Source organism: Bacillus crepusculi, assembly GCF_014764715.1.
Taxonomy (GTDB): domain Bacteria; phylum Bacillota; class Bacilli; order Bacillales; family Bacillaceae; genus Bacillus.
On sequence record NZ_JACXXE010000017.1, the window covers coordinates 17525 to 40819 of the forward strand.

21 protein-coding genes are annotated in these 23295 nt (G+C 36.1%); 15 read left to right on the plus strand and 6 right to left on the minus strand.

Annotated features, from left to right (window positions below):
• Nucleotides 1–25: 25 nt before the first annotated feature.
• The 3 genes from IEE86_RS17985 to IEE86_RS17995 all read left to right on the plus strand — a co-directional run bounded on the left by IEE86_RS17985 (nucleotide 26) and on the right by IEE86_RS17995 (nucleotide 4027).
• Nucleotides 26–1876, plus strand: a complete 1851-nt coding sequence (locus IEE86_RS17985) for a thiamine pyrophosphate-binding protein (protein ID WP_191098395.1) — start codon at nucleotides 26–28, stop codon at nucleotides 1874–1876.
• Between the two features lie 76 nt (nucleotides 1877–1952).
• On the plus strand, nucleotides 1953–2591 hold the full coding sequence (locus IEE86_RS17990; protein WP_191098396.1) for a ThuA domain-containing protein: 639 nt from the start codon (nucleotides 1953–1955) through the stop codon (nucleotides 2589–2591).
• A gap of 191 nt (nucleotides 2592–2782) precedes the next feature.
• On the plus strand, nucleotides 2783–4027 hold the full coding sequence (locus IEE86_RS17995; RefSeq protein ID WP_191098397.1) for an MFS transporter: 1245 nt from the start codon (nucleotides 2783–2785) through the stop codon (nucleotides 4025–4027).
• Between the two features lie 81 nt (nucleotides 4028–4108).
• On the opposite strand, the gene IEE86_RS18000 is transcribed toward IEE86_RS17995, so the two are convergent.
• Nucleotides 4109–5140 (minus strand): LacI family DNA-binding transcriptional regulator, encoded by a 1032-nt coding sequence (locus IEE86_RS18000; protein WP_191098398.1) that lies wholly within the window; start codon nucleotides 5138–5140, stop codon nucleotides 4109–4111.
• A 214-nt stretch (nucleotides 5141–5354) separates the two neighbouring features.
• On the opposite strand from IEE86_RS18000, the gene IEE86_RS18005 reads away from it, so the two are divergent.
• From IEE86_RS18005 to IEE86_RS18025, 5 genes are all read left to right on the plus strand, one after another.
• Entirely contained in the window at nucleotides 5355–6890 is a 1536-nt protein-coding gene (locus IEE86_RS18005) for a GMC oxidoreductase (RefSeq protein ID WP_224741079.1), read from the plus strand.
• Nucleotides 6891–6906: 16 nt separating this feature from the next.
• Complete coding sequence (locus IEE86_RS18010) at nucleotides 6907–7719, plus strand: Cof-type HAD-IIB family hydrolase (RefSeq protein WP_191098399.1); 813 nt, start codon at nucleotides 6907–6909, stop codon at nucleotides 7717–7719.
• A 202-nt stretch (nucleotides 7720–7921) separates the two neighbouring features.
• The gene (locus IEE86_RS18015) at nucleotides 7922–8923 is read left to right on the plus strand and encodes an ROK family protein (RefSeq protein WP_191098400.1); all 1002 of its coding nucleotides are present in this window, start codon (nucleotides 7922–7924) and stop codon (nucleotides 8921–8923) included.
• 14 nt (nucleotides 8924–8937) lie between these two features.
• Complete coding sequence (locus IEE86_RS18020) at nucleotides 8938–9180, plus strand: hypothetical protein (RefSeq protein WP_191098401.1); 243 nt, start codon at nucleotides 8938–8940, stop codon at nucleotides 9178–9180.
• Nucleotides 9177–9974 carry an HAD family hydrolase gene (locus IEE86_RS18025; RefSeq protein ID WP_191098402.1) on the plus strand — a complete coding sequence of 266 codons (798 nt, stop codon included), beginning with the start codon at nucleotides 9177–9179 and terminating at the stop codon, nucleotides 9972–9974. The genes IEE86_RS18020 and IEE86_RS18025 overlap by 4 nt, the downstream gene beginning before the upstream one ends.
• Before the next feature lie 35 nt (nucleotides 9975–10009).
• Here the strand turns inward: IEE86_RS18025 and IEE86_RS18030 are convergent, their stop codons facing one another.
• Nucleotides 10010–11026: a LacI family DNA-binding transcriptional regulator gene (locus tag IEE86_RS18030; RefSeq protein WP_191098403.1), complete on the minus strand. Its 1017-nt coding sequence runs from the start codon at nucleotides 11024–11026 to the stop codon at nucleotides 10010–10012.
• Between the two features lie 152 nt (nucleotides 11027–11178).
• On the opposite strand from IEE86_RS18030, the gene hisD reads away from it, so the two are divergent.
• Both hisD and IEE86_RS18040 read left to right on the plus strand, forming a co-directional pair.
• Nucleotides 11179–12450, plus strand: coding sequence for a histidinol dehydrogenase (hisD, locus tag IEE86_RS18035; RefSeq protein ID WP_224741080.1), 1272 nt, complete (start codon nucleotides 11179–11181; stop codon nucleotides 12448–12450).
• A gap of 211 nt (nucleotides 12451–12661) precedes the next feature.
• Nucleotides 12662–13234, plus strand: a complete 573-nt coding sequence (locus tag IEE86_RS18040) for a sugar O-acetyltransferase (protein ID WP_191098404.1) — start codon at nucleotides 12662–12664, stop codon at nucleotides 13232–13234.
• An 81-nt stretch (nucleotides 13235–13315) separates the two neighbouring features.
• Here IEE86_RS18040 and IEE86_RS18045 read toward each other — a convergent pair whose 3' ends face one another.
• Nucleotides 13316–14476 (minus strand): FAD-dependent oxidoreductase, encoded by a 1161-nt coding sequence (locus IEE86_RS18045; RefSeq protein WP_191098405.1) that lies wholly within the window; start codon nucleotides 14474–14476, stop codon nucleotides 13316–13318.
• A 64-nt stretch (nucleotides 14477–14540) separates the two neighbouring features.
• Complete coding sequence (locus tag IEE86_RS18050; protein WP_224741083.1) at nucleotides 14541–15137, minus strand: TetR/AcrR family transcriptional regulator; 597 nt, start codon at nucleotides 15135–15137, stop codon at nucleotides 14541–14543.
• A 225-nt stretch (nucleotides 15138–15362) separates the two neighbouring features.
• Here IEE86_RS18050 and IEE86_RS18055 point away from each other — a divergent pair, with 225 nt between their 5' ends.
• The 4 genes from IEE86_RS18055 to cydS all read left to right on the plus strand — a co-directional run bounded on the left by IEE86_RS18055 (nucleotide 15363) and on the right by cydS (nucleotide 18813).
• Nucleotides 15363–15980: a LysE family translocator gene (locus IEE86_RS18055; protein ID WP_191098407.1), complete on the plus strand. Its 618-nt coding sequence runs from the start codon at nucleotides 15363–15365 to the stop codon at nucleotides 15978–15980.
• Between the two features lie 381 nt (nucleotides 15981–16361).
• On the plus strand, nucleotides 16362–17699 hold the full coding sequence (locus tag IEE86_RS18060) for a cytochrome ubiquinol oxidase subunit I (RefSeq protein WP_135010250.1): 1338 nt from the start codon (nucleotides 16362–16364) through the stop codon (nucleotides 17697–17699).
• On the plus strand, nucleotides 17696–18712 hold the full coding sequence (locus IEE86_RS18065; RefSeq protein ID WP_135010248.1) for a cytochrome d ubiquinol oxidase subunit II: 1017 nt from the start codon (nucleotides 17696–17698) through the stop codon (nucleotides 18710–18712). The genes IEE86_RS18060 and IEE86_RS18065 overlap by 4 nt, the downstream gene beginning before the upstream one ends.
• Nucleotides 18712–18813 carry a cytochrome bd oxidase small subunit CydS family protein gene (gene cydS, locus IEE86_RS19725; protein WP_411955710.1) on the plus strand — a complete coding sequence of 34 codons (102 nt, stop codon included), beginning with the start codon at nucleotides 18712–18714 and terminating at the stop codon, nucleotides 18811–18813. The genes IEE86_RS18065 and cydS overlap by 1 nt, the downstream gene beginning before the upstream one ends.
• Before the next feature lie 51 nt (nucleotides 18814–18864).
• On the opposite strand, the gene cydC is transcribed toward cydS, so the two are convergent.
• On the minus strand, nucleotides 18865–20580 hold the full coding sequence (gene cydC, locus IEE86_RS18070; protein WP_224741081.1) for a thiol reductant ABC exporter subunit CydC: 1716 nt from the start codon (nucleotides 20578–20580) through the stop codon (nucleotides 18865–18867).
• On the minus strand, nucleotides 20573–22294 hold the full coding sequence (gene cydD, locus IEE86_RS18075) for a thiol reductant ABC exporter subunit CydD (RefSeq protein ID WP_224741082.1): 1722 nt from the start codon (nucleotides 22292–22294) through the stop codon (nucleotides 20573–20575). Before cydD ends, cydC begins: the two co-directional genes overlap by 8 nt.
• Nucleotides 22295–22838: 544 nt before the next feature.
• On the opposite strand from cydD, the gene arr reads away from it, so the two are divergent.
• Nucleotides 22839–23255: an NAD(+)--rifampin ADP-ribosyltransferase gene (arr, locus tag IEE86_RS18080; protein WP_041508172.1), complete on the plus strand. Its 417-nt coding sequence runs from the start codon at nucleotides 22839–22841 to the stop codon at nucleotides 23253–23255.
• Nucleotides 23256–23295: the final 40 nt, after the last annotated feature.

The following is a 23295-nucleotide window of genomic DNA, read 5'->3' on the forward strand; positions in this document are numbered from 1 at the left end:
ATGATAAAAGGAAGGGGTTTTCTTTATGCAAATAAATACGAATGAATTGAAAGAACAAAATAGTTCTACGAATAATAGAAAATTATCTGGTGGATCAGTCATTGCAAGAACGCTAAAAAATTATGGAGTACCTTACGTCGCAGGCATTCCAGGTCATGGATGCTGGATGATGACAGATGCATTAATGGAGGAAGGGTGTGAAATTCCTTTCATTCAAGTGATGCATGAACAGAGCGCAGTACATTTGGCAGATGGTTTTTATCGAGCATCAGGTAAACCAATGGCTGCTATCACATCTTTAGGTCCAGGAGCCGCTAACACTGTGATAGGGCTTGGGACAGCATATTCTGACTCTACAGCCGCTCTCTTGCTAACTGGAGCTCCTGCAACACATATGCAAGGACATGGTGTAATGCAGGAACTTGATCGGCATCAATCAAACGATTTCTCAGGAGTGACTGGCGGAGTGACTAAGCGTCATTGGAAGGTAAACCGTGTAGAACAGTTACCTTTCGTTATGCATAGGGCATTTAATTCTATGTTAAATGGTAGACCAGGTCCTGTTCATGTGGAAGTGCCAATGGATATTCAGACCGAACAAGTTGATGTAGAGTTTCATGATCTTCAAAAACGTATGCCTATTAACAAATTGCGTGCTGATCAATCTTCAATTGAAAAAGCTGTGAAGTTATTAGTAAATGCAGAACGTCCAGTCATTGTAGCTGGTGGTGGAGCCATCACAGCTGAAGCAACAAATGAGTTGCGTCAATTAGCAGAACAAGTTGGTGCTGCAGTTGTTACTACCTGGAATGGAAAGAGTTCATTTCCAGAAGATCATCGCTTATTCGCTGGTTCTGTAGGCCAAACAGGAACAACTAGTGGAAATGCATTGGCGGCAAATGCAGATGTCGTTATATCAATTGGCTGTCGATTCACCGATTGGTCAGCCTCTAGCTATCGAAAAGGGGCTAGTTTCTCATTCCCTCCAGCAAAACTAATTCATATTGATATTGACCCTCAAGAAATTGGAAAAAATTATCCGACAGAAGTAGGCATTGTTGCAGATGCTAAATTAGTGTTACAAGACATGTTAGATACTATGGTTTCAGAAGACCTAGAAAAAATTCAAGAAAAGCGTTCAGCTTATTTCCAGCAAATCAGTGAACTAAAAGATGATTGGGAGAAGAAGATAGCACCACGCCGTGATAGTGACGAGGCACCAATGACTTCACAACGGCCATTAGCTGAACTCCGCAAGTTATTACCAAGGGACGGAATTGTAGTAGTTGGATCTGGGAATACACAAGGAGCAGTCAAACAAACTTTTCCTGTGTATGAACCAAGAACATTTTTAACATCAGGAAGTTATTCATCAATGGGCTGGGCTGTTCCAGCCGCACTAGGAGCGCAGCTTGCTCAACCAGATCGAAAAGTCGTATGTATTGTTGGAGATGGAGATTTTATGCAATCACTTCCTGAGATAGCAGTGGCTGTCATGCATAATATTCCTGTTGTTTTCTTGGTGCAGAATAATATGGGATATATGTCTATAAGAGGGGGACAACGAAAAATTACAGGCCGTCATATTGGAACAGAGTTTAATACAAAAGATGGTGCACCTTACACGCCTAACTTTGCTAAAGTAGCTAAACACTTTGGACTTAAATCATGGCGTGCAGAGACACCAGAAGAGGTTTCAGGTGCTTTAAAAGAAGCCCTTAATACGAATGGACCAACACTAGTAGAAGCAATGACAGCAAGAGATGCAGGTGGACCATTCGTACCTGGGTGGTGGGATTTTCCAGTCCCTGCTTATATTGAGGATGAACGACAAGAAGAGTATGCAGAAGGAAGAGCGCTAGAGCAACATTTGTAAGATGATTCAAGGAAAAGAAAATTGATAGGGGTAAGCTTCAGCATGCCCCTAACACTACATAAAGGAGATGTTATTTTTGAAAAAAGCTTTAGTACTTTTTGGTGGTTGGCCATGGCATTATCCTAAAGAAATGGCTCATGTAGCTGTCGAAAAATTATTAGATGGTTTTGATGTAGAGCTTTCAGAAGATCTCACAATCTTAGAATCTAACCGACTGCATGAGTTCGATGTCATTATACCTATCTGGACACAAGGAGAGTTAAGCCAATTCCAAGAAATTTCCCTTGTTGAAGCTATAGAAAACGGATTAGGTTTGGCATCATGGCATGGTTTATTAGCTGCTTTTGACCACAGTCATCCCTTTAAAATGGTTTTAGGAGGTCAATTTATAGCCCATCCAGGTAATTTTATTGATTATAGAGTGGATTTTTCAAATATTGATCCTTTAACAAAAGGGCTTTCCAGCTTTAATATTTTTTCAGAACAGTACTATATGCATGTAGATCCAAACAATGAAGTCATTGCTTCTACAATAATAGATGGGGATAAGTTCACTTGGTTAAAAGGAGGAACTATGCCTGTCGCTTGGAAGCGTCAATGGGGTAAGGGGAGAGTATTTTATCATACCCTTGGACATAAGCCGGAGGAACTGGAAATTCCAGAAGTCCTCGAGTTAACGAAAAGAGGTATTAAGTGGGCAGCTAAAGAGATTTGATGATATAGGAGGGGTAAGGTCTATACAATGTAGGCCTTACCTATATAGCATGTAATAGTAATAAAATGATAGCGTTTACTTTGGGTAAATATACGTCGTCTGATAATGTGACAAACTGCTAGAGATGAAGTAGTTATAATTTATAATAAACAATAGGTGAACCGGTTCAAAAAAGAAAGAAGGTGTGTTATTTGAAAAAATCAACCTTGATGCTCAGTCGGTTAGGAACAATGATCTTTTTTCAGGAGTTTGTATACGGAACATGGCTAGTTTCTATGGGTCTCATTTTAAGTAAACATGGTTTATCATCAATAATAGGTACTGCTTATGCTGTCGGTGGATTAGCAGCCATTATTACACCTATTTTTGTTGGTATGTTAACAGATCGTTTTTTCTCTTCGCAAAAGGCTTTAGCATTCTGTAATATTGTGGGGGGAGTTATTTTATGGTTTATACCTTCACAAATATATAACGGGAATGCATCCATATTTTTAATGTTGATTTTCCTCTATAATTTAATGTTTATTCCAAGTTATTCCTTGAGAAACAACATAAGTTTTCGGAATATTGAAAATTCAGAAAAGCATTTTCCAATTGTAAATGTTTTTGGAACAATTGGCTTTATAGCATCTGGTTTACTCCTTGGGTTTTTGGGTTACTCATCTAGCCCAATTTCATTTCAAATGGGCTCAGTGGTTTCAATATTTCTAGGTATCTATAATTTAACTCTGCCAAGTACACCACCATTAGCAAAGGGTAAAAAGATATCAATGAGAGATCTTTTATTTTTAGATGCATTTGCTTTATTTAAGAGAAAGAATTATCTCATTTTTATTATATGCACCGTGTTTTTATTCATTCCGTTTACAGCTTATTCCTCCTACACTTCAGTTTTTCTAGAATCATTTGGTTTTAATAAAGTTTCCGCTATTATGACAATAGGTCAAGCATCAGAGGTGCTTTTTTTAATCTTACTTCCACTATTTTTTTACAAACTAGGCTACAAATATATTTTTCTAATAGGGTTAGTATCTTGGGTGTTAAGATTTGTCTTATTTGCAATCGGTGCTAATGAAATGATGCCTTTCTTATTGTATCTGGGTATCGCATTACACGGCTTATGTTGGAACTTTTTCTTTGTATCAGGCTTCATGTATACAGATGAAATTGCCGATACTTCAATTAAGAGCCAGGCGCAAGGGCTACTTATGTTATTTAGTCAAGGTATTGGTGTATTCTTAGGAAGCCTAGTAACAGCAGCATTATTCAAAAACAATATTACAAAAAGCGGATTTGAAAGCCTGAATGAATGGAACCATTTTTGGACAATCACAGCTGTATTCACAATGATCATTACAATCTTATTTTTTGTATTATTTAAAAGAGAAAAATCAATTCGAATTGTAAAAGAACAGAAAGTAAATACACATGTATAAATAATAGAAAAGAAGAAAAAACGGAGCATTCCGTTTTTTCTTCTTTTCTATAATGTAGATAAAACTCGATTTAGTGAGGTATTAAGTTCTAGGAGCAGTTGAGTTTCTTATGATTAACTCAATGGGCAAGGTGATATGAACTGGATCTTCAAGTTTCCCTTCTATTGCCTTAAATAGTGTTTGAGCCGAGACACTCCCTTTATTAAATACATCTTGTTTAATAGTTGTTAAACTTGGCGTAATATATTTGCTCATAACAATATCATCAAAACCAATGATTGAAAAATCTTCTGGTACTTTTCTCTTGTTCGTTTCAAAAGCTTTCATAATCCCTAATGCAAGAATGTCAGAAGAAGCAAAAATACCTGTCATATTTGAGTGAAGGGAGAGGATCTCTAGCCCTATTTGAAACCCAGTCTCAAATGTGCTTCCCTTTCCATCAAATAAAAATTTGTGGTTTATTTGCAAATCTGCTTCGTCTAAAGCTTTTTCAAATCCCCGATATCTATTCATATCTATTGAAATATTCGTCAAATCATGACCGACAAAACCAATTTGTGTATGTCCAAGCTCAATAAGATGCTTTGTTGCAAGATAACCGCCTTCTAGATCATCTATAAATATTTTATGGAATTGTTCTAGGCTTTGCTCATAATTATCCGTCAGTACCATTGGAAGATCAAGTAGCGGCAGTTCTTTTTGTAGAATTTGAGGCACCATTCCCAAAAAAATGAGTCCATCCAAATTGCGTCTGCGAATCCAATTTTTTAAATCTTGAGGATGCTTAATGGCTGAAAATATAATATCATAGTCATGTTTTTTAAACTCATATTCCATACCTGCCAGCATTTCTGTATAATAAAAATTTTCTTTGAAAATGGGGGCAATAGATTGTTCGTATGAAGGGATGACAACCCCAATAATATGAGATTTTCTTTTTGATAGACTAATAGCAGTAAAATCAGGCTGGTAATCTAGATCTTTCATTGCTTTTAATACTTTCTTTCTGGTTTTTTCTGAGATTTTATTCACATTATTTAATACATAAGAAACAGTGGTACGAGATACACCAGCATATTCTGCAACATCTCGAATTGTAATTTTTTTCTTCATAATGACCTCCGTGATTCACGAGCTCCTAAATAAATATGTCTTAAATTATATAAGAATACATGTTATTCCACAAGAACAGTAGATTGTTAAAAAAGCTAAACCCTCAAAAGTATTGAATTTTCTTAATATTATTTACTTTCAACATGAAGGGTGTTAGAATTTAGGTGAACCGGTTCACCTTGGTTTTGATTATTAAAATGAGGGGGGAATTAAATTGAATTATTACGATATGATTATTATTGGTACAGGTGCTGGAGGAGGCACTTTGGCATATTCATTAAAAGATAGCGGCATGAAAATTCTACTCATTGAAAGAGGAGATTTTTTACCACATGAAACAGAAAACTGGGACCCGGCTGCTGTTTTTAAGGAAAAAAAATATAAAACGAAAGAAAATTGGTTGGATCAAGACGATAACCCTTTTTCTCCAGGAGTAAATTATTATGTGGGGGGTAATACGAAAGTATATGGAGCAGTCATGTTTCGTTTACGGGCTGAAGATTTTCGAGAGCTTAAACATGAGGGGGGAAACGTCTCACCTGCATGGCCAATTAACTATGATGAATTAGAGCCTTATTATAGCAAGGCAGAAGAGATCTATCATGTGCATGGTCAGTTAAATGAAGATGTAACAGAACCTTTTCACTCCCGTCCTTTCCCTTATCCATCAGTCCCTCATGAACCTGTCATCAATGAATTATCAGAAAGATTAAAACAGCAGGGACTTCACCCCTCTCATTTGCCAATGGCTGTAGATCTTAGAGATAATGGGAGGTGTGTACGCTGTAAAACATGTGATGGTTTTCCTTGTCAAGTAGATGGAAAAGGAGATGCAGATGTTTGTTGCGTACAACCTGCTCTTGCATCCCCCAACGTCGAATTGATGACAAAAGCATTTGTAAAGCGTATCTTAACAAATGAAGATGGGGATAGAGTGACAGCGGTAGAAGTAGAGAAAGATGGGGATGTATTCACAATTGAATCAAATATTATTGTTGCTTCATGTGGTGCAGTAAATTCAGCTGCATTGTTACTTAGATCTAGTAACTTTCATCACCCGAATGGTTTGGCGAATGAGTCAGGCTTAGTCGGAAAAAATTATATGATGCATATTAATACAGGTCTTATCGCAGTGAGTCCTAAATTAAATCAAACGAATTTTCAAAAGACACTTACTGTGAACGATTTCTACTTTGGAACAAATAATTTTCCTTACCCAATGGGAAATTTACAAATGCTTGGTAAACTGCAGGGCGTTATGATGAAGGATGCTAAACCTTTTGTTCCAAATCCAATTTTAAGAGGTATCGCTAACCGAAGTGTTGATTGGTTTGTCATGTCAGAAGATTTGCCGGATCCTAAAAACCATGTGTCATTGACTAAAGAGGGTGAGATACGTGTCACGTGGCAGGCAAATAACACACGGGCTCATAAAGAATTATTAAAAGAAGCAAAAAAAATGATGAAAAGAGCGGGCTATCCAGTAGTAGCCACTCAATCTATGGGAGGAATAGGTACAAACTCTCATCAGTGTGGTACAATTCGTTTTGGTCACGATCCTGCCACATCTGTTTTAAATCCATATTGTCAAGCTCATTCAATTTCAAATCTTTATGTAGTGGATGCTTCGTTTTTTCCATCATCGGCTGCCGTAAACCCTGCATTAACCATTGCAGCGCAAGCATTGCGTGTAGGAGATTACATTAAAACAACATACGCAGATTCTAAGGAATTAGTTAGAAAAACTTAAATGGGAGATTTATTAAATGGACATTAAATTAGTTGCTGTCGATATGGATGGAACGTTTCTAAAAGATGATATGAGCTATAATAAAAGCCGCTTTCTCAAACAATATCAGTTGATGAAAGAAAGAAATATTCGTTTTGTTGTCGCAAGCGGCAACCAATATGAACAGTTGAAGTCTTTTTTTCCTGAAATAGCAGATGAAATTGCATTTGTAGCCGAGAATGGTGCCAATGTAATAGATGGAGAAAATAGAGTATTCTGTGGTCAGATGGCTACTGAAACAGTGAATCAAGTTCTGAACGTATTAGAGAAGTATCATTATGAAAATCTGATAGTATGCGGAAAAAATAGTGCATATATTCAAGAAAATGTACAGAGAGAAACATTTACCCTCTCAAAAAAGTATTACCATTTGTTACAAAAGGTAGCTGACTTTAAAAATATTGATGATATTATTTTTAAGTTTGCAGTCAGATTCCCTCAAGAAAAAATTTCTATTGTCTTAGAGGAACTAACAAATGAATTAGGAGGGATTGTAACTCCTGTATCTAGTGGGCATGGTGATGTTGATTTAATTATTCCTGGACTTCATAAAGCTAGTGGTTTAAACCATTTATTAAATCGTTGGAGCCTTAGTTTTCATCAATCAGCCGCATTCGGTGATAATGGTAATGATTTGGAAATGATAAAGAGAGTGAAATATGGAGTAGCTATGTCAAATGCAGCACCAGTAGTAAAAAATTCAGCCGCTTACATTACACAGTCTAACAATGAGGAAGGTGTATTAAACAGCATTGATTTGATTCTTCGTGGAGAATATCCTTTTAATTAAAAAAAGCAGCTTATGAATCTAGAAATTCATAGGCTGCTTTTTTTAAAATGATCTATTTATTGAACTGAATAAATCTTACTACATCATAAGTTCTAAAAGACGTTATTTACAGGTAACTTGAACACGACTATAATAAAGTTAATTAATTAAGTGCTTTAATTAAATCACTTTATTAAATAGGTTTTACACAAAGGATGAGTTCATGGCGGCTAAACAATTAAAAGAACAAAACTTAGACCGACTAAGATATATTTTATTTGACAAAGGAGTTGCTACCAAAGCTGAGCTTGCACACTTATCAAACCTTAGCACTGTAACTGTTAATAGCCTTGTTAACATACTCAGCGAAAAGAATGAAATTTTATATAATCGTCATGTATTCCTAGAAAAAGGTAGGCCTGCTAGCCAATATCAATTCAATTATGATTTGCATCACTATTTATTAATTTCTATCCAATATAATGATACGAAGGAACTGGAAATGCTTGCGATTGTTTCAAATATGAAAGGGGAACAGAAATTCAGAAAAGAAATCCCTTTTAAAGAAAGCACCATTCAAACATTTCTTGACAATCTGCATTCATTACTAGATTTACCTTATAAAATATCTGGTATTTCAATATCTATTCCTGGCCAAGAAATAAATGGAGAAGTAAAAGTTAGCTGGGAAAATAAACTTGATGGCTGGAGAATAGCTGACGAAATAAAAAAACAATATGATATCCCTGTCAAGATTGACAACGATGCTAATTTAGCGACAGTAGGATTTTGTCAAAGACATACGTTACCTGTAGAAGATATTGTAATAGGCTTAATCTTTCGTGACTATACAAAGCCAGGAAGTTGTATTTTTATTAATGAATCTATTGTGTATGGTAAAAATAGGCTTGCTGGAGAAATTAAATATTTACCAGATATTTATCATATGCATAGCGAACATGATGACTCTTTTGAAATTGCTGTTCAGCATGTTATTAAAGTGATCTGTACCTTTAACAGTATGATCGCACCCCACTATATAATTTTATATATGAACAATTTGGATGAAGAGTTTTTCAGGGAAAGTTTACAAAAAAATAAATTGTTTGGTGTGCAGCCGAGTAAGCCCGTGATATTAATCGGACAAAGTTTCGAAGAGGATATTGCAAAAGGTTTGTTGTGGCTCATGATAAATGATTATACATTTTTTAAACATCGCTATTGAGAGGTGCTGCTACTATGTTAATCGAAATGAGTTTTTTAGGTGGTGATAAAAATCAAATAATTGAAGTCGATTATTTGCTGTCACCTCGATGCTTATATGTTTTTCATCTTCAAAGCGGGTTTATTAAAATTATCCATTTTTCTCAAATGAAATGGGTAAATGAAGAAGGAAAAAATTATGTTCAATTTATTGAAGGAGATACTTTATATCAAATGGATGAACCAGAATTATTAAATAAGATGGGGGAATTGTTATGATAAAATTGATCATTACAGATTTAGATGGGACTTTTCTTAATCGCAAAGGAGATTATGATCGTGAGTTTTTTCAAAGCGTTAAGAATTTAATGGTTGAGAAAAATGTTGCATTTGCTCCTTGCACAGGTAAACAATGCGAAAGGGTTGAGGCATTGTTTGGACAAGATGCGAAAGATTTTTGGATTTTAGGAGATAGTGCAACACGTATCAAAAAAGACGGGAAATTTGTATATCAATCACTCATTCAAAATGGGCTTGGTTTAACCATTATCAAGAGGCTAGAAGAGATAAGTTTGGAACACACTGTTATTGCTTGTACACAGAATGGCGCAGTTGTTAAAAAATCTGTATCAGAAGATGAAATGAGGTACGTGAATGCTTCTTATTCAGAAGTGGTGAAGGTAGATAGCTTTGAAGAAATTAATGACGATTTTGTTAAAATCACCATACATGATCCATACGGAAGATGTGTTTCTACAAAGGAAAAGTTAAATGATCTGATAGATCAGGTATATATTGTCGCATCTGAAGATACTTGGATAGACATATCAAATTTCGGTGTTCATAAAGGAACAACTGTAAAGCAGCTTCAAAAAATGTTAGGTGTAACCAAAGAAGAAACGATGGCATTCGGTGATGGTCGAAATGACTTAGAGTTAATGGATTCAGCCTCGTATAGTTTTGCTGTTCGAAACGCAATTCCTGAGGTCAAAGAAGCCGCACATTTTATTACGCGTTCAAATGAAGAAAGTGGTGTCCTCAAAGCTATTGAAAAAATTCTTAACCTCCAGTGATTTTTAATTCGTGCACCCCCTTTTAAGTAAGGGGGTTATCTGTTTTTCGCTGTACTATTTCTCACAACCAATTTTCCTGTTAGCAAGGTGTTCTTGGGCGTTAAAAGTGTACCTCCAACACAACTAACTAATGTTTCAACTGCTATTTGCACAAGTTCTTCTAAAGGAACTTTCCAAGTTGTTAATGAATAAGGTGGCCAATTTGCCATAGGAATATCATCGAATCCAATAATAGACAAATCTTCCGGTACATTTATATGCAATGACTTAGCAGCATCCAGCACTCCAATTGCCATAATATCATCAGCGCAAAATAGTGCATCAATTGAAGGAGACTTACTTAGCAAGGACAAGGCAGCGTCATAGCCAGAAGAATATGAGTAGCCACCGGCTTCTATTATGGGCTGAATGGAGTGTTCGTTTAAAAAATCTGTAAAGCCTTTTTGCCTTTCAAAATTGGTAGAGGTTTGATGGTGGCCTTTCAGGTAAGCAAAATGCTTATGACCTAGTTTAAACAAGAAATGAGCAATCTGTTTTCCAGCGTTGTAATTATCCATTCCAACATAATGACAAGAAGAGTTTGTAATATTTCGATAAAGGAGGACGACGGGAATATTGAACTTTTCTAATTGATTAACAAAATTTGAGTGAAGAAGTGCATCCGTAACAATAATTCCGTCTACTTTGTATTCAACAAATTGCATGATTTCATTTTCTTGAATAAGCCCGTTCTTAGTATATACAAATAAAATTTGAAACCCTTTATCTTTTAATAACTCAGTTAAGTTTTCTAACATAGCAGAAAAGAAGGGATTTTCAATATCTCCCATAACAACCCCTATCATATTCGTTTTGTTCATGATAAGTCCTCTAGCTAAAGCATTTGGATGATAGCCTAATTTATTAGCCGCATCCATTACTCTTAGTCTAATACTGTCAGATACTTTTTTTTCTGGATTAGGAGTGAAAACACGAGAAACTGTGGATTGTGATACTCCTGCATATCTAGCTACATCAGACGAATTCACCTTAGTATATGCGTTTTTCTTCATACCAATACTCCTTTCAATTCTAAGATCATACTACACTATTAACGAAATATAGTCATATATCTAAATTTTTAGAATTTTTCATTGACATGCTTCAGTGTGTCGATTAAGCTGATAATAGGAATACGTATTCCTATAAGCGGAGGTGGGAGATAATGTTATATTTAAAAAAAGGGAAAACGGACGAAGAGGTTGCTGTAGATGATTTAGAAGTGTCCCAAATTGTAAGTGAAGCCATTAATGAGGTTGAAAATAGAGGGGATCAAGCCATCAAAGAGTTTTCACAAAGATTTGACCACTGGGTCCCGAATGATTTTCGATTAACAAAAGAACAGATAAAAGACTGTTATGATAAGGTATCAGAACAAACAATAAAAGATATACAATTTGCACAAAATAATGTCAGACGATTTGCAGAGGAACAAAGAAAAGCCATCTTAGATATAGAAGTCGAAACCTTGCCGGGTGTGATCTTAGGTCACAAAAATATTCCAGTTGAGAAAGTAGGCTGTTATATTCCTGGAGGTCGTTATCCTATGGTAGCTTCTGCTCAAATGACTATTTTAACTGCAAAAGTGGCTGGAGTAGAGAAAGTAATTGCTTGTACACCGCCAATTAATGGCGGTATTCCATATGCGACGGTAGTAGCTATGGATTTAGCTGGAGCTGATGAAATCTATATCTTAGGGGGGATTCAAGCCATGGCGGCGATGGCAATTGGTACAGATAGTATTTCCGCTGTGGATATGATTGTTGGTCCAGGCAACGCCTTTGTTGCTGAAACAAAAAGGCAGCTATATGGCAGAGTAGGTATTGATTTATTTGCTGGACCGACCGAAACCTTAATCATTGCCGATGATTCGGTGGATGCTGAGATGGTTGCTGTAGATATTATAGGGCAAATTGAACACGGGCCTAATTCTGTAGGAACTTTAATTACCACATCACGTAAGCTTGCTGAAGAAACTTTAGTAGAAATAGAGAAACAACTTAAGTTGATACCAACTGGCCAGACTGCAAAAAAGGCGTGGGATGACTACGGAACAGTAATTTTAGTAGATTCACTTGAATCAGCTTTGAAGGAGGCTGACAGCCAAGCCTGTGAACATGTACAAGTCCTCACAGAAAATCCCGATTATTTCTTACATCACATGAAAAATTACGGTGCGCTTTTCCTTGGACCAGAAACCAATGTGGCATATGGTGATAAGGTGATTGGTACGAATCATACTTTGCCAACAAAGAAGGCAGCGAGATATACAGGCGGCCTTTGGGTAGGAAAATTCCTTAAGACGTGTACTTATCAAAGGGTAACTGAACAGGCAAGTGTAGTTGTTGGAGAATATGCTGCAAGGCTTTGTGAACTAGAGAATTTTGCTGGTCATGCTAAGCAGGCAACATTACGTGTAGAGAGATACAAAGAATAGTTGTATTGTAATAGCTGAATCAATAACCACTTTTGGATTGCGATTTTTGGGATGAAACCTAAAGCAATTTGGAGGTGGTTTTCTTATTGTTTGGCTCAGTATGCCGCTATTTTTCAGAGATTTTAAGGAACAGGTATAAGGTTGACGAGGAGTTTCATTATAATATAATGAGAGTAATATGTTCATGAGAGCAAGGAATGGAGGGGACTACTTGAAAACAGAAAAAGAAAAGATGATTCTGGGAGAATGTTATGACGCTGGAGATGAAACTCTGGTGAAAGACCGTAAAAGAGCTAGCGATTTATCATTTGCTTATCAGCAATCTCATGATAAAGAAGAACGAAAACGAATACTCAAGGAATTAATAGGAAAGTGCGGAGATGATGTTACTTTTCGAGGTGCTTTAAAATGTGATTATGGATATAATATCGTAGTAGGAGATCATTTTTTTGCAAATTTTGATACAGTCCTATTAGATGTTTGTAAAATAACCATAGGAGATCATTGCTTTTTTGGACCCAATGTACATATATATACTGTCGGACATCCGCTTGATCCAGAAGAACGAGCGAAAGGTATTGAATTTGGTAAACCAGTGACGATAGGCGATCATGTATGGCTTGGGGGAGGCTCTATTATCAATCCAGGTGTGACTATTGGAAACAACGCTGTCGTTGCTTCTGGCTCGGTTGTGACTAAAGATGTTCCTTCGAATGTAGTAGTTGGCGGAAACCCTGCGAAGATCATAAAACATATTAATCAACGAACAAAATCTGACGCGTAAACGTTGGATTTTGTTCGTTATATAATAATTAACGAAAAGAATGTCGTAATAGGATTATTGAACTTTACACAGATGAATACATTACCACTCAACTGTGTAATCTGGATCTATTTTTGATCCACTGAGAATACCTATATCAAAACCTTTATTAAAGTCGAGTCCTTGACTAATATCAAAAGTACTCAGAGAACTGTTAATCGATCCAATGCGTTCCTTCCGATCAAATTCGAAATAATAAAAGGCGTCTTTAAATTGATAGTCTCTTAGCATTTTTGCTAAATACATGGCATCTTCCAATGCGACTGAGCTTCCATAACCTGTGTTTGGATTGATGGTATGAGCAGCATCTCCTATGATGACTACACGATCTTTTGATAAGCTAGGCAATGGATCTGTTGTATATAATTGTTTTGGAATGATTTTTGATTTAGAAATCATATCAGGTAAGAAACCATCCCAATCATCTGCAATGCAATGTAGAATGTCTTTCTTGAGTTGAGCTTGTGTTTTCCATTCGAAATCCTGATAAGCTAATTTTCTTTCTTGATAACCAGAAGCTTGCCAAGATATATCATAGTAACTATTAGGGTGACTTCTAGCAATAAAAAAGCCAGCATTCTTTTTTATATAGAGGAGTTCATCTGTATCAAGCATAGAAGTATTAATGTGTATATCAATTTCTTTTGAGGATACTGCGCCATAAAGGGCCCATGAATGAGCATATTTCAACGTATAGGAGGGAAAAGTCTGTTTACGCGTTGTTGAATGTAACCCGTCTGCCCCTACCAGTAAAGGACCATAGGCTTGAGTACCATCATCAAATTTAGCCACCACACCATCTTGATCTTGATGGTATTCAATCAGTTTTTTGTTATATTGAATCTGAATATGTTCTTCTGCTGCCTTTTCCAATAACACTTTCATTAAATCTGAACGCTGCATAGTAATTGATCGATTACGATAGTTTTTACTCTGCATAAGGTTGATTGTGATGGCTTCAATATTATTAGGTGCTATGACCTTTAATTTTTCTGCTGAAAAACTGTTGTTCTCAATTTTTTTAGTAAGTCCTAATGAATCAAGAACTTTTACACCACTTCGATTGATTCTCAAACTAGAGCCTATCTGTTTTTGGAAGGGTTTATTTTCGTATACTGTACAATGAATACCTGCTTTCTTTAAGAAAAGAGCTAGAGATAATCCTGCAATTCCAGAACCGATGATGATAATAGACTGGTTCAATGTACCACCTCATTATTGAACGATTGTTCAATTTTTTTGTAAAAGCAAAACCTCATTCACGAAGTCATTCTGACAGTCCTTGTAGAATTGTATCCAAAAATCGTTTGTAAAAATTCTTTGCTTCATCTTCGGAATAACCAAGTAAAGTCATAAAACTAAAACTCGTCAGACAGCTGTATAGAATAGCAGCCAAATCTTCTGTTGCTAAACTTCGTTTAAATTCACCTGTTGAAACCCCTTGATGAATAATTTGGTTAATTAATTCTTTTTCTGGATCGATCACTTGCTGCATCAAATCTCTAAGTGTCTTTTCTCGTGTATCTCCTTTGTTAGTGCTTTCGATGAATTCAGGTATAGATCGTACTAAGTTACTTTGATCTGCTGGTATAAAATAATGCGATAGGGAATAGAGCTTTTCTGTTGCAGTCATATCGTTTTGGCTTATATAAGACTGCCATTTATGTAATACATGTTGAGTTTCATTGTTTAAGCAGTAGAGATAGATTTCTTCCTTGTTCTTAAAGTGATAATAAGCCAATCCTTTGCTTACACCAGCTTCTACTCGAATATCTTCTATAGAAGTTGCTGTGTATCCTTTTATAACAAATAAAACTTTTGCTGCATCAGCAATTTTTGCTTTGGTCATATTTCCTTTTGGCATAGCCACATATATTCACTCCTACTGATCACACTAAACGTGTATTCTGTTCCTAGTATTTTATCTTAACTTTCATTCATACACCCCCTATATGTATCACTATAATAGAAATTTGAACAATCGGTCAAATATTTAACTGTGTTATTAAGAAAGTGAAAATGATTTAAGTATTGTATTTTAAAAATGTGTGCGTTAGTATAGATTATTAAGTTGAAAGGATGTATGGCTATGAATGATTTTCTGTCTTTTCTGCTACTCACTTTTTTTATTGTTGCTTCCCCCGGAGTTGATTTTGCATTAATTACGAAAAGAACCATTGGTGCTGGAAAATCGGATGGGATTAAGATGGCATTAGGGTTAACATCAGGGGCTCTCATTCATACACTTGCAGCAGCTTTTGGACTTTCTTTAATTCTGATGAAATCTGCCTTAGCTTTTGAAATGATTAAGTATGCAGGAGCTATGTATTTAATATACTTAGGTGTATCTTCATTCTTTCATAAAAAAAAGAAGGGCGTTTCTCCTCATGAGGTGGAGACCACAAAGCATTCTGCTTTTAAACAAGGACTCATTTCGAATACGCTAAACCCAAAGGTGGCTATTTTCTTTTTAACGTTCTTACCTCAGTTTGTTACACCTGATCTTAACACAAGTTTGCAGTTTGTCATGATGGGATCTATATATGCACTCCTCTCTATCTTGTGGTTTACAACGGTTGTATGTCTACTTGGTTATATTAGAAAGTTTTTGTTATCAGCCAAAGTTCAAACTACAATTGATCAATTCACAGGTTTAGTTTTAGTCATTTTTGGGGTGAAGCTTTTATTTACAAACTCAAAACATTAAAGGACAATGGTTAATACAGATGATTGACTTATTTTCTGGTCTCCCTTCTGAAGATATCTTAAATAGCAAAAACCTCCACTTTTCATTCATTTAAAGTGGGGGTTTTTTGTTTGACAAAGTGTGGAAAAGGATCAGTAAACATATACAAAGATAGCGTCTATAGCTTTTCGATAAAATGGTCTAAATGCTACTACAATAAAAATTTTGTCTGGAACTGTCACATAGCAACTATAATGATTTTTGAGTTCATATGTAATCAATCTCTCTAATTTGTGTCATTTTTATAAACATTCCTTACAGTTCATTAGGATTTAACATTTGTCTCTTATACTTTAAATGCTTGGTCATTTCAGATCTAGTCAGTCAAAAGGAGGTCTTATTTTGATATTTGATGATACAGTATTTATGAGTAGATTATTGACATTACTGACATTATCTTTTCATATTTTTTATGCCACTATTGGTGTTGGACTTCCATTGATGATGATGTTATTTCAGTGGATTGGTATTCGAAAAAATGATGTGCACTATCTTTTAATGGCTCGCCGTTGGGCGAAAGGTTTTGTGATTACCGTAGCTGTCGGAGTGGTCACGGGAACAGCTATTAGTCTTCAACTGGCTTTATTGTGGCCGAATTTTATGGAGATTGCAGGGAATGTCATTGCTCTTCCGTTATTTTTAGAAGTGTTTGCTTTTTTCTTTGAAGCTATTTTTCTTGGTATTTATTTGTATACATGGGATCGTTTTAAAAATCCTAAAAGACATTTACTCTTACTCGTACCTGTCGCAATTGGAGGTGCCCTATCTGCTTATTTCATCACCGTGGTCAATTCTTTTATGAATTCTCCGAGTGGGTTTGAACTAGTAAATGGGCAATTAATGAATGTAAATCCTTTGGGGGCTATGTTTACAGTATCTATGCCAACCAAGGTAGCTCATGTGTTAGCTACTGCTTACATGACTGTTGCATTTGTACTTGCTGCTATTGCTGCGTTTAGGTTATTAAAAGGCTCAAATCAAACGTATCATCAAAAAGCATTGAATTTACTGATGAAAATTGGCTTTATTTTTGCAATTGCTTCAGCTCTTATTGGTGATTTTTCCGGGAAGTATCTAGCTCAATATCAACCAGAAAAATTAGCAGCGGCTGAATGGCATTTTGAAACGACCTCCGAAGCACCACTTGTGATGTGGGGGATTTTAGATGAGGATAAAAAACCTCGTTATGCTTTTGAAATCCCTTATGCTTTAAGTATATTGGCACATGGTGACCCATCTAAAGAGGTGACGGGATTGGACCAGATTCCGGTGAATGAACAACCGCCTTTGATCATTCATTACTTTTTTGACACGATGGTGACCATTGGTGTATTTATGCTCAGTTTAGCCTTTGTGTATTGGCTGGGTTTACGTAAAAATTATGCATTCATTAACAAAAAATGGTTTAGGTGGCTTATTGTCTTAGGTGGCCCGTTATCTTTTCTCGCATTGCAAGCGGGATGGTGGATGGCAGAGGTAGGCAGACAGCCGTGGATTTTGAGAGGAATTATGACCGTTCAAGAAGCAGCAACAACTAGTCAATATGTAGGTATAATGTTTATTTTGTTTTTATTGTTATATCTCATTCTTGGAATTGGAACGGTTGTTATTTTGAGGCGAATGTTTTTACGCTATCCTGTTGAAAAAGATTTGGATCGCTACACAGGAGGTTCTTCATGAATTTAGAAATCATCGGTATATCTATTCTTTGGTTATTTCTATTCGGTTATGTCATCATTGGGTCAGTCGATTATGGTGCTGGATTCTTTAATGCGTATAGTATTTTAAGAGGAAAACAGCATCTCATTTCAGATGTTATTCAACGTTATCTCTCTCCTGTTTGGGAAGTAACAAATGTTTTTTTTGTATTTTTTATGGTAGGGATGATTGGATTCTTCCCTAGATCGGCATATTTCTTCGGATCGACCCTACTAATTCCAGGGAGTATTGCCCTTGTTTTAATGATCATTCGTGGTTCTTATTATGCATTTGAAGCCTATGGTGCAAGAGGACATAGAGGATATGCAATCTTATATGGAGCGTCTGGTTTACTGATTCCAGCTGCATTATCTATCGTATTAACACTGTCTGAAGGAGGGTTTATTTCAATCTCTTCGGGGAACCCTTCATTAGATTATGTAGCATTATTCACTAGTCCATTAACATGGTCAATTGTTGTACTCAGCATCATTTCCGTTCTTTATATTTCAGCGGTGTTTTTGCTTTGGTATGCTGACAAAGCCGAGGATCAAGAAGCCGTGCGGTTAATGAGAAGATATGCGTTAATCTGGTGTATTCCGCTTATTGTTGCTTCGTTAGGAATTATTATTGAACTGAAAGATCATAACATTGTACATTATAACCGTATGTTTGAACTCTGGTGGTTATTTGCGATTTCATTTGTTTTTTGGCTAGGTACATTCTGGCTCATTCTCAAGCAAGGAAGCTATTTCAGAGCCCTTTTAATGCTCATAGGGCAATTTGCTTTTGCATTTTTTGGATATGGCATCTCACATTACCCGTATTTACTGTATCCATATTTAACTATACATGATGGCTTCACTAACAATACGATGGCTACAGCGTTAATTATTGCTTTTCTGTTAGGGCTCGTATTGCTTATTCCTTCCCTATATTTACTCATGCGCTTTTTCTTATTTGACAAGCAGTATATTAAAGGAAAGAGGAAGTGATGAACATGGTAACAGCAACAGAGTTCTTTATTTTTATAGCGCCTATTCTCATTCTGATCTTGGCTATTGCTGCTGTCTTTATATTGGCAGCAAAACAATAAAGCATAAAGAAATCGGCTATCCATCCAAGGGTAGCCGATTTCATTTTGAATTCAATCATGATTGAACACGATTTGCCTTTCTAGTTCTTTCATTCTTCTGAAGTATCCATTTTTATTCATCAATTGATTGTAAGTTCCGTATTCTCGTACTTTGCCATTCTCTAAGACAATAATTTGATCCATATGCTCTAGTTCTGTCAAGCGGTGACTAATGAGAACGAGTGTTGCATCTCCTATTTGATTAAACAAAGTAGACATGATCTTTTTTTCAGTGATTGAATCCATGGAAGAGGTAGGTTCATCTAGTATCCAAATTTTTGCCTCTTTTAGTAATAGGCGGGCAATAGCTAGTCTTTGCTTCTCACCACCTGATAGGTTTTTCCCTTTTTCTTGAACATGCTGATCCAAACTGATATAAGATAGCTGTGCTCTCGATAATACTTGTATTAAAAGATCGTCAGGTGCATCATGTTTTGCTATTTTTAAATTACTTCGAATCGTTCCAGCAAAAAAATGGTTCGACTGTAATGACACATTACATTGCTCCCAAATTATTTCCTCATTGATATGTTTGATATCTGTATGATTGTAACGAATTTGTCCAGTGGATACATGATGTAATTTTAAGATGAGCTGAAGAATGGTTGATTTACCTGAACCACTTGGACCAACTATTGCCGTTTTTGAGCCAGGGGGTAGACTAAGTGAAATGTTTTCTAATGTCTTGCGTTCTTCTTGTTCATGAGTAAAACTGACTTGTTGAAGTTGAATGTTCGGTATGTGATCGAAGTTGAAATGATCATGCTGTTCTTTAGGTGCTTTCTCCTTTTCATTCCAAACATCAATTAATCTTCGAAACGATTGTTTACTTTGTTGTAGGTAGGATGGAACCAAGGCCATTGGAACCAATTGTTCAAAAGTAGTCATAGCTAGCATGAAAAGTAATGCAACAAAGACTCCTTCTAAACGCCCTTGCGAAACTTGATAACTTGCAAAAATAAGCACACATGTGGATAACAGTAATGAAATATAAAGTAAAAAGGCTTCATTCATTAACTGGATCCGTTGTGATTTTCTCTGCCTTCGTTCTAATTCAGAAATGGTATTAAGTACTTGATTTCTTTTTCTACCTGCCAGTTGATTTAACGTTAATTCTTGATATCCGTAAAGGAGTTCTGCAAACTCAGCAGAAAGGGTCCCTCTTAGTGCACGTATTTTCTCATCTATTTTCTGCTGCCATATATAAAAAATTCCGGGTACTATGGCTAACATGACAAAACCACCTATCAAAACAATTAATGCTGTTCCTAATGAAAACAATGTAGTAAAGGAAATGGTCACAATCATGACAAAGCACATCACAATTGGTGGATAAAGCACACGTAAAAAGACATTTTGAAGCGATTCAACATCACCAACAATTCGACCCAGCAATTCCCCACTACGGTATCGATTTAAAATAGTAGCTGCTAGCGGTTCAATCTTTTGAAAAATGAGTACACGTGCTCTGCCAAGTAATGTGAAGGTAGCCCGGTGTGAAATGTAGCGTTCGCTAAAACGAAAAATAGCCGTAAGCATTCCTAACAATTTTACTATTGCTGTCACAATCATTAATGTATAAATAGGCGGAGTCAAAGCTGCTTTCGAAATTAAATAGCCACTTGATGAAAATAAAATAACTGCTCCAATACCTGCTAAGAATCCAAATAGTATAGAGAGTAATAAATCCTTTTTTTCTTTGACCAATAGGACTAAAAAATCACGCATCAGGTACATTTCCCCTTTGAATGGAGACCATTTCTTTATACATGTGATCTTTTTCGAGCAGTTCCCTATGAGTGCCTGACATTCGTATCTCCCCTTGATGTAATAAAATGACTTGATCCGCCTTTTGAATGGTATGGAGACGATGAGCAACTGTGATGACGGTAGCAATGCGAGATAACTTGTCCAATGAGTTTTGAACAATCCGCTCTGTTTCTAAATCCATCCCACTTGTTGGTTCATCAAATAAAATAATTTGTGATTTTTTCAAAAAAGCTCTTGCTATCAGAATTCGCTGTTTTTCTCCACCAGAAACGCCTCTTCCTCCTTCACCAATAGGTGTGTGGAACTGTTGAGGGAGTGATCGTATCCATTCTTCAATTCCAGCAGCTCTTGCTGCTTCAATGACTTCCGCCTCAGATTGACCTTGTGAGCCTAAAAGTATGTTATCTAATATCGTTCCAGAAAATAAATAGGCATCCTGAGCGATATAACTCACCTGATTAAACCAGCTTTGTTCGGAATATGTGGTAAGTGACGTCCCTTTAACAAGGTATTCTCCTTTCTTTATAGGTAAAAGTCCTGCCAATACATATAGCATAGTTGTTTTCCCTCCTCCAGTTGGTCCAACTATCCCTACTCTTTCATAAGGGGAAATTTTGATAGAAATTGGTTTTGACTGAAACCCGTTTTGATAGCCAAAGACGGCTCCTTTTAATTCCAATGTCGGAGGGTGGTCTTTGGATAGCGTATCATTGCCCCAGTTCATGCTAATGGTTTCTTCATCAAGTAAGTCCTCAATTATTTTTGCAGCCCCCTTACTTGCTTTCCCAGAATGAAAGGCAGTACCGAATTCTTTTAATTTATTAAAGAATTCAGGTGCTAAAATCAGCATCATAAAACCAGTAGTAAAGCTTGTATCTTGAATAATCACCATACGTACTGATACTTCTAGCGCAACTAAACCTATGCTGAGCATTGAAATGAATTCCAGTGCAAAAGAATTAGAGAAAGCTACTTTTAAAACTTGCATGGTAGCATCACGAAACTGCATGCTACTTCGTTCAATTACTTCTTTTTGATATGCTGATCTTCCAAACAACTTTAAGCTGATCAGGCCTTGAAGTGTATCTAGAAATGTTTCTGAAAAAGCGGCCATCTTATTTAACTGTTCTTTGGATTTATCACCAGTTTTTATGCCAATGATTATCATGAAAACGGGGATAAATGGGGCGGTTATGAGTAATATGACTCCTGTGGCCCAGTGTTCCGAAAAAATAACGAGCAAAATGATAACAGGAATGATTAACGATTGTATAAGTTGTGGGACGTATTGACTATAATAGCGTTCCACTTCATCAACTGTGTCTAGAAAGTAACTCACTTGTTTTCCTGTTCTTTTTTTTATATGTTGTTGGATCGAATGTTTTGTTAATTTATCCATTATATTCATACGCAAGAAGGTCTTAGCATGGCTGCCTATTCGCATGCCGATATGTTGAATGTAAGAGCGGAAAAAAACGCGCCCTGTAATAGAAGTAATGAGGAAAATCACATCTATAGATATGTCATCAATAGACCCTTTTTTTAAAAAAATCACATCGATTATCTTCACAATAAATAGAGCTTGTAGGATCATGCAAGCCCCTAGTGCTAGAGTGCAAAACCCCATAATGATCAGCTTATTCTTTTCACGTTTTAATAATTGGTTAAGCAAATTGATTCTCCTTTCGATCAATATCAGGCAGCACCATGAATGAAGAAAAGAGCAAGCCCCCATAGAAATAGAAAGTTTACTCTTAAAATGAAATAAGTTTTATGTTCAAATTTATTCTTATCAAATAGGTACTGTATTTATTTGTTAAAGGATTTTAAAAGATGACAAATTTACAGTCTTTATTTGCATCTTACCATTTCAATTTCTTTAATTTGAGATAGATCAAATAGAATTTGTGAAATTATATCGAATGTTTGAAGCAGGATTATAGTAGAAAAAAGAGGAGACATCTAGGGGAAGCTCAATAACATTTAACATTCTTTGTCATTGAAGCTTTATCATTGTTTATGTAGCTGTACATGTACAATACCTTAAGAAAAATGAATAAAAGGGTATATTGAAGATAGAGATGTATGGCCATTCATCTCTATTGCTCTCTACTATTATTATAACCCGAATTTAATATGCTTTATAGACTGTTTTCCGCCCGCATCAGCCCGTATACTGTTATACGCAAGTCAAAAACGATAAGGGATGTGGCTGTATGAATGACAAGAAAGATGTTTTAGATCCTGGGCCGTTTTTTCATGGGACGAAAGCGGAATTGAAGATTGGGGACCTGCTTGAACCGTTGCATTTATCCAATTATCAGGATAAACAATCGAACCACATCTATTTTACTGGAACATTAAACGCAGCCAAATGGGGAGCTGAATTAGCCCGGTCTGATGCAAAAGAGAGAATTTATGTTGTAGAACCGACAGGCGAGTTTGAAGACGATCCGAATTTGACTGACAAAAAATTTCCCGGTAACCCGACCCGTTCCTATCGATCGAAATCCCCTTTGAAAATTGTCGCAGAATTAGGCGCTTGGGAAAGACATTCCGATGAAGAAATCAACCATATGCTGACGTCGTTGAAAAAGTTAAGGGAAGAAGGAAAAAATGTCATATACGATTGATTCGTATGTGAGGAATAGATGAATAAAAGGCCGCCCGATT